This window comes from Arthrobacter sp. FW306-04-A (genome assembly GCF_044358315.1).
In the GTDB taxonomy this organism is placed as follows: Bacteria; Actinomycetota; Actinomycetes; order Actinomycetales; family Micrococcaceae; genus Arthrobacter.
The window spans coordinates 3,110,132-3,122,533 of the sequence record NZ_CP084559.1; the positions used below are offsets into that span (position 1 = coordinate 3,110,132).

The window sequence follows — 12,402 nt, forward strand, 5'->3', positions numbered from 1 at the left end:
CGGGGTCGCCGGCGCCTATCGCAGAATCGTGCCCCTTCCCTGCATGAGGTCGTTGGGAAGCAGACAATATACCGGTTCACCAACCCGAAGGCGCCGGGACCATGATACGTCGGTCCCGGCGCCTCGACTGGCGATATTGCTCGCTGAGTTGGGTCTTACTTCTGAGCCCATTCCCAGAAGTTCCACCAAACACCAGTCTGGTTCGGCATGAGCTTCACACCGGTGATGCGGTCGCTGTAAGCGTCCACGTTCACGGACTGGAAGAGCGGAACACCGTATGCGGAGTCCCAGATCTTCTTGTCGATCTGCTTCTCGAGGTCATCTTGCTTGCTGCGGTCAGTGGTGACCACAAGCTCTTCCATCAACTTGTCCGCGTCAGCGTTGCTGAACTTGTTGAAGTTGTTGCCGCCGCCGGTCTTGAAGATCTGCGGAACGCCGGAGACACCAACGCCCGGGTTGATCCAGCCGAAGATGGTGGCATCGTAGCCGCCCTTGCCCAGGGCCTTGCCCCAGTCCGACTTGCCAAGGCCGCCGTCGACGATCTTGAAGCCGGCCTTGGTGGCCGATTCGCGAATGAGCGAGAAGGCGTCAACGCGGTTGGGGTTGTCCTTGTTGTACATGATGCGGATTTCCGGAGTGGCACCGTTGAGGAGCTTCTTGGCGCCGTCAATGTCGACATCCTGATAGGCCGAGGAACCGTTGTTCTTGGCCGAATCCGCGTAAGCAGCCTGCTGCGGAACGAAGATCTGCGAGTCGAGTGGCTTGGCGTTCGGGTCAAGCTTGCCGATGATCTTGTTGACGATGTCCTTGCGGGGCACGGTCTTCATGAAGGCCTGGCGCACGTTCTGGTCGGCCAGCGGTCCCGAGTAGTTCAGGTCCAAGTGGTCGAAGGCCAGCTGGTTACCCTGGTCAACGGTTACGCCCTGGCTGGAAAGTGCCTTCAGCTGTTCGAGAGTGTCAGCGGAAGCCTGCGGGGCAATGATGTCTGCCTCGCCGTTCTTGAGGGCCTGGACCTGAGCCGGCGCGGAACCGATGTAGCGGACGGTGATTTCGTCAAGGCTCGCCGTCGGTCCCCAGTTGTAGTCCTTGTTGCGGACCATGGTGAGGGACTGGTCCTGGTTCATGCTCTTGACGATGTAGGGACCGTTCGAGAGGAACAGAGTCGGGTCTGCGGGAAGCGTCTTCGTGTCGAAGCCTGTGTTCCACAAGTCCGACATTGCCTTCAGCTTCGCGTCGGCGGGCTGGGGTGCCTTGGCATCTCCGCGCGGCTTGCTCTTGAAGAAGTCAATCAGAGCCTGGGTGTCCTTCAGTCCGGCCTTCTGGGCCAGGACGTGGGCAGGAACGTCAATGCCGGGGCCGCCCAGCACGATCTCCCAGTCGGAGAACGGCTTGGAGTACTTAAGCGTCAGGGTCTTGTTGTTGTTGCTGACCTCCGGAAAATCCGTCAGGCTGAGGCCCGTGTTGTCACCAGCGTAGGAGAAGTACGACGTGCCTGTTTTGGCCTTGGCGTCGGCGTCGTCGTAGTAGCCGGAGAATGCTGCCCACTGGAGGAGGAGGTCTGCGGCCGAAACGGGCGTGCCGTCGGACCACTTCACACCGTCGTTGATGGTGTACTTCACAGTCAGCGGACTATCCGAGACCTTTTCCATCTTGCCGAATTTGTCGTTGTGGACGACATTCAGCTTATTGTCGATGTAGTAAAACCCCGAGTGCGTGGCGTAGCTGACCTTCGAGTTGATGTCAGTGTTGCCATCGGCAGTGTTGGGATTGAACGTGTTGAAAGCGTTGACCTCGACCACGGTGGCCGTGCCACCTTGCTTGGCCGCTCCGGTGGACGGGGTGTTGCCGCCGGTATTGCCGGCGCAGGCGCTCAGTGCGATTACGGCGATTGCCGCGATGCCCACTGCTTTGGAAGTACGTCCGAAACGCATTCCGCCTCCTATTTTTTGAGTGGAAAAAGCCGGCGCTGTTGACTCCGGCAGACTGCCACAACCCCCTCAGCAGGCTTGTGGCTGGTCTCACATGAGCAGTAGCCTAGCGCCCGGAACGGGTGTTTGGGTCTAAAGTTTCCCGCCAGTAAAGTTTGTTATCGAGATGCAATCATTGAAGGACGTCCAAGTGGTTCCGTGATCCGGCCGACATGACAAAAGCCCTGATTCAAGGCGGACCGGGGCTTATATCAGTTAATTCTCCATCACTGAAGATGGCAGGCAGAAACCCGGAGAAGAGATCGCAGGATCGCCCTCGATCGGGTTAAGGAGCCGCCGGCATTCTCGCGGGGTATGCAGGCAGGGTCCCGGGCTTTACGGTGAGGAGTATGGGCGAAAAATTCACTTACGAGGGCGGTCCCCGCGACAAGGAAAGCAGCGAGGGCGAGGTATCGGACTTCCCGGAGATTCACCCGGGCGGAGAGTACCAATGGTCTGGATTGGCCCACGGCCAACCTGACGTGGACGAATCAGCCAGTCCACATCACGACGATGAGCCTGTGACCGTGGTCTGGTATCCGAAATCAGACTAGCCCGGCCAGTGCCGACTTCTATAGGCGCCGTTTCAGCCCGACGTGGGCAGTCCGATATCCGAGTCGGGTGTAGAAGGCTCGAGCCCTTTCCCGTGCTTCGTCGGTGGTCACCTGTGCCAGTTGCGCCCCACGCGCACGCCCAAAATTGTGTGCCCACTCAAGCATCGCGGTGCCCAAGCCTTGTGAACGTTCCGCGGCCGCAACCCGCAGTCCCTCGATCTGTAGTCGGGAAGAACCGCCCCGGGAAAGACCTGGAATGACGGTCAATTGCATCGTGGCAACGATGCGATCGGCATCATTGCGGACAACCCCCAGGTAATTGGAACTGTCGCGAACAACCAAATTGTAGGCCGCCTCGTATCGTTCGAGCTCGACGCACTCACGATCGGGACCGAACTGATCATCAGACAGCAGCGCTGCGATGGCCTCAACATCATCGCGACTCGCCCGTTCCAGCCTGAAGGTCCGGCCCGCCACCCGCAGCAGTCCTCGAACCGAGGATCGCGCATCTGCCTGCAAACGAGCGACCAGTAGATCAAGCCATCCGCCAACGTTGGCTCGAGCCTCAACGGTGTCGGGATAACGGCATCTCAAGTGCAGACCGGACTCGTCCAGGATGAACCAAAGCATGACGCTGTCGGTGTCGATTGTCGCGCTCACATAATGGGCGTCGAGTCCGACGGAGTCGATTCGCACCGGCAGTCTGCGCAGGTCCAGCCAGGAGATCGCGAACATACCAGGAGCTACGGGCATGCCGCCCCATGGAGCCAGCACGTCCGCGAGCGGCCACGAGCCAAGCTGCACAGCCTCTTTTACCGCGGCCGCCGCAGCGCGCGGCTCGGCGACCGCCGACTCAAGTACCGAATTAGTAATGAACCAGCCGACTGAGTCATGCCAGTTGTCGTCGAAACGGCTGTGCACGGGAAAAACCGCTCGCAGCGGGGTTCCCGCCATCTCGCGGGTCACCGCTGTCATCGCAACAACAGCGAGTGCGAGCGTCGAGACACCGTCGTTGCGGGCCTGCGCAGCGAATGCGGCACCGTCGTCGAGATCGAACACATCGCGCACTTCTACACGCTCGCGCTGCGGATCGGGCGCACCCAGGGGCAGCGGGAATTGCGGCATTACGCCGCCGCTGTCCCCGATGATGTCTTCCCATCGGCGACGCACGTGGTCCGGCGCCGCATTCCGATTCAACAGTGCTTGCGTGTGTTCAACAAATGCCGGCGCTGGCCCGGGAAATGGTTTACGGCCTGCCCTCCCAGCGCCGAGCGCCGACAGCAGGTCGCGCGCGATCACCAGCATCGACCACATATCGACGTGGGCGTGGTCGGCCGCAATCACGACGGTGAGTCCAGCAGCGGTCTCCAATACGCACAGCCGGTGTGAAGGCTGTGCGTATGGCGAACATGCGGCATCGAGAATGTCCCGCACTGCGTCGTTGACGGCCTGGCCAGGAGATACCTGATGCTCCACCCAGGTTCCCTGACCAATGCCAATTTCGTGAAGCTCCGGCTCACCATCCGCACCGGGCACGAATGCCGTTCGGAGTGTGCCATGACGGGCAACTACGGCCCGCCAGGCATCGGCAATTGACTCGCGACGAGTTGGCGCAGGCAGCCGAAAGGACAATGCCATCCATGAGCCGGGGCGGTCGCCTGCCCCCACATGGAGCCGCTGGTCAAAGGACACCGGAAGACGCCGGTCGGACACCGAGACACTGACGTCGTAGCCCCAAAGTCGTCCGAACGGTAGGCGCAGGTGCGTGACGTTGGTCAGCCGCATGGCAGTATCCTATCGCCCCAGATAACCTGAATGCTCAACGCGGCCGCTCAAGGTGACGCGGTCAGTCACGAAACGAGGAGCCTGATGCTCACTTTCGAGGTTTCCGGAGCCGAGCTTGCGGTTGCTTTGAGCGACGAAGGTGGACACCCAGTTGTCCAACTGCATGGCCTTACCTCAAGCCGCGCGCGCGATCGAGTGCTCAACCTCGACCTCGGTCGAGGGCTTAGTGGAACTCGACTGCTGCGGTACGACGCACGCGGCCATGGCCGGTCGACGGGGCGGAAAGTCCCCGAGGACTATCGATGGCAAAGCCTGGCCGACGACCTCCTGCGTCTACTCGATCACTGGTTCCCAGGCGAACGTGTCCACGGAGTTGGCCCCTCCATGGGTACCGGCACACTTTTGCACGCCGCTTCCCGCGAGCCAGACCGATTTACCGGGCTCACGCTTATGGTGCCACCCACCGCGTGGGAAACCCGGGCCGCACAGGCTGCAAACTACCAAGTTGCCGCGGCGCTCATCGAATCTGTTGGTGTCGAGGCATTCCTCGCCACCACGCGCGGAACAACACCGCCGCCGGCCACAATTGGTGCGCCGGAGACGGTGCCTGACGTCGCCGACGCCATCTTGCCTTCGTTGCTTCGAGGCGCGGCACTCAGCGATCTGCCTGCTCATGGGGCCGTCGCGCGAATCGACGTACCGACGACAATCTTGGCGTGGGTCGATGATCCGGGACACCCGCTGTCAACCGCCGAATCCCTTGCCGCACTGCTCCCACAAGCAACGCTGACGGTCGCCCGCACCCCAGGAGATCTCGAAACCTGGCCTAATATTCTGAGCCAAGATGTCGCTCGTCGGGGCTAAGCGACGATTCGCTCGACTGCTCGCTCACGTTGAAGCGGAACGCGGCTACACGTTGAAGCGGAACTCCACCACATCGCCGTCGGCCATGACGTATTCCTTGCCTTCAATGCGGACCTTGCCGCGGGATTTGGCCTCTGCCATGGATCCGGCGGCGATGAGGTCATCGAAGGAGACAACTTCGGCCTTGATGAATCCGCGCTGGAAATCCGTGTGGATGACTCCTGCGGCCTGGGGAGCGGTGTCGCCCTGGTGGATGGTCCAGGCGCGCGCTTCCTTGGGTCCGGCCGTGAGGTAGGTCTGCAGTCCGAGCGTATGGAAACCTACGCGCGCCAACTGATCGAGCCCGGATTCGTCCTGGCCGTTCATCTCGAGCATCTCGCGGGCTTCTTCCTCGTCGAGTTCAACGAGATCCGATTCGAGCTTGGCGTCAAGGAAGATACTGTCCGCCGGGGCCACCATAGCGCGGAGTTCTTCCTGCTTTTCGGGGCTGCCCAGGATGCCCTCGTCGGCATTGAAGACGTAGATAAAAGGCTTGGCCGTAAGGAGGCTGAGTTCCTTGAGGTGCTCCATCTCCAGCTTGTCGCTTTTGACCGACGAGAAGATCGTGTCGCCACGTTCCAACACGGCCTGGGCAGCCAGGATTGCTGCCAGTTCCGCGGCTTCCCGCTTCTTGATCTTGACTTCTTTTTCGATCCGGGGAATGGCCTTTTCGATCGTCTGGAGGTCGGCCAGGATCAATTCGGTGTTGATCGTCTCAATGTCGGACCGGGGATCAACCTTGCCGTCAACATGAACGACGTCCGGGTCATCGAAGACGCGGATGACTTGGGCGATGGCTTCTGCCTCGCGGATGTTTGCAAGGAACTTGTTGCCCAGGCCTTCACCTTCCGAGGCGCCCTTGACGATTCCCGCGATGTCAACGAACGAGACGACGGCGGGCAGGAGCCGCTGCGATCCGAAGACCTCGGCCAACTTCTGCAGGCGCGCGTCCGGCAGGTTGACGACGCCGACATTTGGCTCGATGGTGGCGAACGGGTAGTTCGCGGCCAGCACCTGGTTGCGGGTCAGTGCGTTGAAAAGGGTTGATTTGCCGACGTTGGGCAGTCCGACGATGCCAATAGTAAGAGCCACGAGCATTGATTCTACCCGCTGAGGCCCATTGTCCGTTTGCCGAGAAGAACCGAGGACCGCGGTCCCGGGTGCCGTGAGCCCCCTTCCCTATTTTGTCGTACCCCTGTGCCAAGGTTGGTGACATGGATGGTTTTGCAGTGATACTCGCGTTGTTGATGCTTCTTCTCGGTGCCGCCGCCGGCATTGTCGCAGGGTTCGTCCTGTTTCGGCGCCGGAACGTCGCCCTTGAAGAAGATTTCGACGCCGTCTCGGAGCGGCTTGCCGAAGTGAACGCCCAGTTTGCAGCCGCCGACGCCGAACGGCGCCTTCTGTTGTCGCAGAACCGCGAACTGAACGAGTCCAGGAACCAGGACGGCAGTGTGTTGCGCGCCCTTGCCCCCGTTGCCGAGAAACTGACGGCTGTCCAGCAACAGGTCTCGCTTCTGGAAAGGGATCGTTTGGAGCAGTACGGCCAGCTTGCCCAGCAGCTCCAGGAAGCCCGCTTGTCCGATGAGCAGCTGCTGCGCTCCACCCACGCCCTGGCCTCCGCGCTGCGGTCCAACAGTGCGCGGGGGCAGTGGGGTGAAGTCCAACTGCGCCGGGTGGTGGAAGCCGCGGGCATGCTGCGGCACGTCGATTTTCACGAGCAGGTGCATTCCCCTTCCATGGACAACGCCGTCCGGCCTGACCTGGTTGTCCAGTTGCCGGGGGGAAAGCAGTTGGTGGTGGATGCCAAAGTTCCGCTGGCGTCCTACCTCGCTGCCCAAGAACAGGGCACCACAGGACACCCGGCGGGCAATTGGACGCAGACGGACAGCCATGGCATGCAGTCGGGAGGAAATAGCACAGAGGCCTTGCTGCTGGCTCATGCAAAGGCACTCAAGTCCCATGTGGATGCCCTAGGGTCCAAAAAGTATTGGGACATCCCCGGCAACTCGCCCGAGCTTGTGATCTGCTTCCTGCCGGCAGAGTCGATCCTCGCCGCCGCCCTGGAAGCGGACCCGGCGCTTTTGGACCACGCTCTCTCCCGGAACGTGGTCCTGGCATCGCCGGGTACCTTGCTGGCCGTTCTCAAGTCCGTTGCCTTCACCTGGCGTCAAGACGTTTTGACGGACAACGCCCGGGAACTCTTCGAACTCGCCCGGCAGCTGTACGAACGCATGGGCACCCTTGGCGACAACGTGGGCAAGCTGGGCTCCTCGTTGAAGACCTCAGTGGATCGCTACAACGCACTCGTCGGAACACTGGAAGCTCGCGTCTTGCCCACGGCGCGGAAACTCAATGCCATGGACACTGACGGCCTGGTGTCACCGCCCCCTGTCGAAGCAGTACCGCGGACCCTGGCTGCGCCCGAACTAATCGAAGGAGAATCCGCGGCCTAGGACCGCCGGGTACCGCCTACGACGTCGGGCGGTTCCCGCGTCCGCCCAGCGCGCGTGTAACGTCTCCGGCCTCTTTGAGGGTGGCGCGCAGTTCCTTCGGCAGGGAGAACAACAAATCTTCCTCCGCTGTCACCACTTCTTCAACAGCACCGTAGCCATAGTCAGCCAGCAAGCGGAGGACGTCCTGGACCAGGACTTCGGGAACGGAAGCGCCCGAGGTCAAGCCAATTGTGGCAACGCCTTCGAACCACCTTTCGTCAACCTCGTTCGCGAAATCGACCCGGTAGGAGGCCTTGGCGCCGTACTCAAGCGCCACTTCGACAAGCCGCACAGAGTTGGAAGAATTCGCCGATCCCACCACGATCACCAGGTCCGCCTGCGGGGCAATCTTTTTGATGGCCACTTGGCGGTTGGTGGTGGCATAGCAAATGTCATCGCTGGGCGGATCTTGCAGCGTGGGGAACCGTTCCTTGAGCATCCGGACCGTCTCCATGGTCTCGTCCACGCTCAACGTGGTCTGTGAAAGCCAGATGGTCTTCGCCGGATTGCGCACGGTCACCTTGTCCACTTCGTGCGGTCCGTTGATGATCTGGATGTGGTCGGGAGCTTCGCCGGCCGTGCCTTCCACTTCCTCGTGACCGTCATGGCCGATGAGGAGAATGTCGTAGTCTTCCTTGGCGAAGCGGACGGCTTCGCGGTGCACCTTCGTGACAAGGGGACACGTGGCATCGATGGTGCGCAGGCCACGGTCTTCGGCCGACTGCACTACGGCCGGGGACACTCCATGGGCGGAGAAGATCACCAGGGCGCCTTCGGGTACTTCATCCGTCTCGTCGACGAAGATGGCACCCTTGTCCTCCAGCGAGGTGACGACGTGTACGTTATGGACAATCTGCTTGCGCACGTATACGGGCGGCCCATAGTGTTCCAGTGCCTTCTCCACCGCAATGACTGCGCGGTCGACTCCTGCGCAGTATCCGCGGGGAGCCGCGAGCAGGACTCGTTTGGGGCCGGCCACCGGGGCGGCGGCCAGCACCTCGTCCGGCGTCCGACGCCTACGCGGGACAGTGGGCATCGGAATGGAAACTGCTGAGCTGGTCATCCCTCCATGCTACCGGCAGCGTTCGCCCGCACGCCCGGCCTGGCTTTTGGTGCGAGGATCACCACGAGCAGGCCGAGAAGCGAAAGGACTCCCCCGGCAATCCCCGCGACGACGATCCAGCCAGTGAAGTTGTCGACGGATGCGGTCACCAACTCCTGAGCGAACTGTCCGCCCGTGGCGGTGCCCCCCAGTCCTGCATCACCTACGCTTTTCAAGACTGTGGCGGCCACTTGCCACAGTCCTGCAAGTGCCGCCAACCCCAGTCCGGCGAACAAGACAACCGCTCCCCTGCGCCTGGCAGCCAACAGAGCCAAGGCCAACAACAGGATGGCGCCCAGGGCGGGGATCCACCACATCGGCGCGTACGCGGAGATTGTGTCTACCTGCTGGCGTTGGCCCGGACCTCCGATGCTGATCTGGATGGAATCCGGGGGCGTGATGGGGAGGCCGGTTGTTGCGCGCAGGCGGTCTGCCGCGAGCTTGGCGAGGGGCCCGACGTCGAGCACCAGTGACGTCAGCGCACCTGAGTTCGCTGAGCCAGCACTGCCTGCAAAATTCAGCTGGTGGCTCCGGCGGACGGTTTCGTTCCAGGCTTGGGGGTATTCCGGCCATGTGGACATGGACGAGGCAGCGTTCTTAAGGAACGAGGCACCCAGTTGTTCCACCGACGCAGGTAGGTTGACTTTGGATTCAAGGCTTCCGACGGCGGTAGCCGCCAGGCGGGCCTGGAACGCCTGGTCCTTGCCGAGCGACGCAGTGAGCCCCACGAACCCTTCTTCCCGGACGATGTTGGCGTCCGTCCAGGCCATGGGGACGGCGATTCCCGTGAGCAGAAGGGCAAAGATCACTGCGATTGCAGAGACGAACGTGCGCAATGGATTCCTCAGGGTTGGAGTACAGCAGTTCCAGTCGGGGCGACCACCAGTAAATGTCGGTCATGCGTGCTACAAGGTATGGATAGAGTTGGAAGCCTGCCACCAACTTTTAGCTAGCAAACTTTTTACCGGCACTGATAGCAGCAGTGCCTCCGGCAGCCCCTAGCAACGTACCAGCGAGGACGGAACCATGCACCAGGCACCAGCAGGAGGCTACCCGCGTGTCCTATGATGCCGTACCCGGCGGCACCCCACAGCCGTTGCCAACTGCCGAGTCTTCCGATGCAGAGTCAACACTGCCTGCCACGGCGTCGGAGACCACGCCGGACAATCCCTGGCCGTTGCAACTGCTGTCCCGCAAGCTCAAGACGCACATAGAACGGGCCCCGGCGGCGTGGATCGAAGGCCAAGTCATCGAACTCAACCGCCGTGGTGGCAGCGCTTTCGTGACGTTGCGGGACACGGACGCTGAAATCTCTTTGCCCGCGTCGCTGTGGTCCAACGTTCTGGACCGCCAGAAGGTGCCCTTGGAGCGTGGCTCACGCGTCGTCGCCCTGGTGAAACCCGAATTCTGGCTTAAGACCGGCCGGCTCAACATGTCGATCAAAGACATCCGTCCTGTTGGCCTCGGAGATCTCCTCGCGAGGATCGAGCGCCTGCGCCAGGCCCTTGGCACCGAAGGGTTGTTCTCAGAGTCGCGGAAGAAACGTCTGCCTCTGCTTCCGCACCGGATCGGGCTGATCACAGGCCGCGATTCGGATGCCAAGAAAGACGTGCTGCGCAACGCGGCCCTTCGCTGGCCAGCCGTGGAATTCGCTATCCGCGAGGTAGCTGTCCAAGGGGTCACCGCGGTCACTCAGATCCTGGCTGCCCTCAGGGAACTCGACGCCGATCCACACGTCGATGTGATCGTGATCGCCCGCGGCGGCGGAGCGTTGGAGGATCTGCTTCCCTTCAGCAACGAGGAACTGGTACGGGCAGTATCTGCCGCGGCTACTCCCGTGGTCAGCGCAATTGGCCATGAGGCCGACCACCCTATCCTGGACGACGTCGCGGATCTGAGGGCGTCCACGCCCACTGACGCCGCGAAGAGGATCGTGCCGGACGTCGCCGAGGAATTGGCGAGGGTCCGGCAAGCCCGCGAGCAACTGCACCGTAGCGTGGGGCGCTTGGTGGACCGCGAAACGGATCGCCTCCACGCGTTGAGGTCACGCCCCGTGCTTGCTTCCCCTGAGGGAATGGTCACGGCCAGGGCAGAGGACGTTGAGCGACTCCGGAAACACGCGCACACGGCGGTTAGCTCCGCCGTCGTCCGGGCACTCGACCAGATGCACCACCTCCACGCTCAGGTAAGGGCATTGTCCCCGCAAAAAACACTGGACCGCGGCTATGCGGTGGTCCAAGTGACGGGAGCGGACGGCATCGGCCACGATGTTGTCCGGAGCCCGGACCAAGCCCCGGATGGAACCGAGCTGACCCTGCGGTTGGCGGAAGGCCGCCTGTCCGCCGTGTCTTCCGGACCTTCCGGACACCCAAGCAAGCAACAGCAGAACGAGGATTAAGAGATGACAGCAGAGAACTCCTCCCCTGAGGCCAAAGCCTCGGCGGAGAACCTGGACGCCCTCAGTTACGAGGAAGCCCGCGAGCAACTAATGGGCGTGGTTGGCCGTCTTGAAGCCGGCGGAGCAAGCCTTGAGGAATCACTCGCGCTGTGGGAACGCGGCGAGGCGCTGGCCAAGCGCTGTGAAGAGTGGTTGGAAGGTGCCCGCAGGAGGCTAGCCGCCGCCCGGAGCAAGAGCGAGGAATAGCGAAGATTTGCGACGGCCGGGCGCTGAGCATCTCGCGCTGGCGCAAGGTGGCTGAGGCGCACGTGCCACCGGCACCTTAGGATTGTACAGCCAGCGCCCGTTCTGCGGACACATCAAAGTCGGCTCTCGGCCAGCTCAGATCCAGCTTCCCTAGGGCCTCCAGAAGAAGCTCTTGCACCGCGATCCTCGCGAACCATTTCTTGTTGGCGGGAACCACATACCATGGCGCCACCTCGGTTGACGTCTTTTCGAAGACGATTTGATAGGCCTCCATGTAGGAATCCCAAAAGGCGCGTTCCTTGAGATCGCCCGTGCTGTACTTCCAATGCTTGGAAGGGTCATCCAATCGGGCCAGCAGGCGCGCTTTCTGTTCATCGCGGCTGATGTTCAGCATGACCTTGACGATCGCCGTGCCTTGCTCGACGAGGCGTGCCTCGAACTCATTGATGGCCGCGTAGCGCCGTTCCAATTCAGTCTCATTAGCCCACCCGTGCACGCGGTGAATCAGCACGTCCTCGTAGTGGGAACGGTCAAAGACTCCGACGAATCCGGCGGGGGGCAAGGCCTTCTCGATCCGCCAGAGGAAATCGTGGGCTTTCTCTTCATCTGTCGGCGCCTTGAACGGGGCAACCTTGACTCCCTGCGGATCCATCGATCCCACGACATGCTCAACAATCCCGCCTTTGCCGGCAGTGTCCATGGCTTGGAGGATCAACAGCACCCGTTTGGGACTGCCAAATTTTCCCTCGGCAAAGAGCATCTCCTGCAGGACATCCAAACGACCATCCTGGGCTGCCAGCAAAGCGACGCCGTCGGACTTCTTCCCCTTGTAGCCGGGAGTCGATTCGGGGTCTACTGCATCCAGCGAAAATCCCGTTCCGGCCTTCAAGACCGTGGATACCTGCCTCGTGAACTCCATGGTCCCGGCCATTTGACTTCCCCTTTGGTCTTGCCG

At 61.7% G+C, this 12,402-nt stretch carries 11 protein-coding genes; 5 read left to right on the forward strand and 6 right to left on the reverse strand.

Annotation, left to right across the window (positions count from 1 at the left end):
- Nucleotides 1-155: 155 nt before the first annotated feature.
- Nucleotides 156-1,931 (reverse strand): ABC transporter family substrate-binding protein, encoded by a 1,776-nt coding sequence (locus LFT43_RS14280; protein WP_395797807.1) that lies wholly within the window; start codon nucleotides 1,929-1,931, stop codon nucleotides 156-158.
- Between the two features lie 386 nt (nucleotides 1,932-2,317).
- On the opposite strand from LFT43_RS14280, the gene LFT43_RS14285 reads away from it, so the two are divergent.
- A complete protein-coding gene (locus LFT43_RS14285; protein ID WP_395797809.1) occupies nucleotides 2,318-2,521 on the forward strand; it encodes a hypothetical protein in 204 nt (67 codons plus the stop codon).
- Nucleotides 2,522-2,539: 18 nt separating this feature from the next.
- Here LFT43_RS14285 and LFT43_RS14290 read toward each other — a convergent pair whose 3' ends face one another.
- Nucleotides 2,540-4,306, reverse strand: coding sequence for a GNAT family N-acetyltransferase (locus LFT43_RS14290; protein ID WP_395797811.1), 1,767 nt, complete (start codon nucleotides 4,304-4,306; stop codon nucleotides 2,540-2,542).
- Nucleotides 4,307-4,390: 84 nt separating this feature from the next.
- Between LFT43_RS14290 and LFT43_RS14295 the strand changes: the two genes are divergently transcribed.
- Nucleotides 4,391-5,170 carry an alpha/beta fold hydrolase gene (locus LFT43_RS14295; protein ID WP_395797813.1) on the forward strand — a complete coding sequence of 260 codons (780 nt, stop codon included), beginning with the start codon at nucleotides 4,391-4,393 and terminating at the stop codon, nucleotides 5,168-5,170.
- A gap of 45 nt (nucleotides 5,171-5,215) precedes the next feature.
- Here LFT43_RS14295 and ychF read toward each other — a convergent pair whose 3' ends face one another.
- Complete coding sequence (gene ychF / locus LFT43_RS14300) at nucleotides 5,216-6,301, reverse strand: redox-regulated ATPase YchF (protein WP_395797815.1); 1,086 nt, start codon at nucleotides 6,299-6,301, stop codon at nucleotides 5,216-5,218.
- A gap of 122 nt (nucleotides 6,302-6,423) precedes the next feature.
- Here ychF and rmuC point away from each other — a divergent pair, with 122 nt between their 5' ends.
- Entirely contained in the window at nucleotides 6,424-7,662 is a 1,239-nt protein-coding gene (gene rmuC / locus LFT43_RS14305) for a DNA recombination protein RmuC (protein WP_395797817.1), read from the forward strand.
- A 16-nt stretch (nucleotides 7,663-7,678) separates the two neighbouring features.
- On the opposite strand, the gene LFT43_RS14310 is transcribed toward rmuC, so the two are convergent.
- Complete coding sequence (locus LFT43_RS14310) at nucleotides 7,679-8,764, reverse strand: 4-hydroxy-3-methylbut-2-enyl diphosphate reductase (RefSeq protein ID WP_395797819.1); 1,086 nt, start codon at nucleotides 8,762-8,764, stop codon at nucleotides 7,679-7,681.
- Nucleotides 8,761-9,639, reverse strand: coding sequence for a hypothetical protein (locus tag LFT43_RS14315; protein WP_395797821.1), 879 nt, complete (start codon nucleotides 9,637-9,639; stop codon nucleotides 8,761-8,763). The genes LFT43_RS14310 and LFT43_RS14315 overlap by 4 nt, the downstream gene beginning before the upstream one ends.
- A gap of 260 nt (nucleotides 9,640-9,899) precedes the next feature.
- On the opposite strand from LFT43_RS14315, the gene xseA reads away from it, so the two are divergent.
- Complete coding sequence (gene xseA, locus LFT43_RS14320; protein WP_395803102.1) at nucleotides 9,900-11,201, forward strand: exodeoxyribonuclease VII large subunit; 1,302 nt, start codon at nucleotides 9,900-9,902, stop codon at nucleotides 11,199-11,201.
- A 3-nt stretch (nucleotides 11,202-11,204) separates the two neighbouring features.
- Nucleotides 11,205-11,447 carry an exodeoxyribonuclease VII small subunit gene (locus LFT43_RS14325; protein ID WP_395797823.1) on the forward strand — a complete coding sequence of 81 codons (243 nt, stop codon included), beginning with the start codon at nucleotides 11,205-11,207 and terminating at the stop codon, nucleotides 11,445-11,447.
- A gap of 76 nt (nucleotides 11,448-11,523) precedes the next feature.
- Here the strand turns inward: LFT43_RS14325 and LFT43_RS14330 are convergent, their stop codons facing one another.
- Nucleotides 11,524-12,378, reverse strand: a complete 855-nt coding sequence (locus tag LFT43_RS14330; protein ID WP_395797825.1) for a polyphosphate kinase 2 family protein — start codon at nucleotides 12,376-12,378, stop codon at nucleotides 11,524-11,526.
- Nucleotides 12,379-12,402 lie beyond the last annotated feature (24 nt).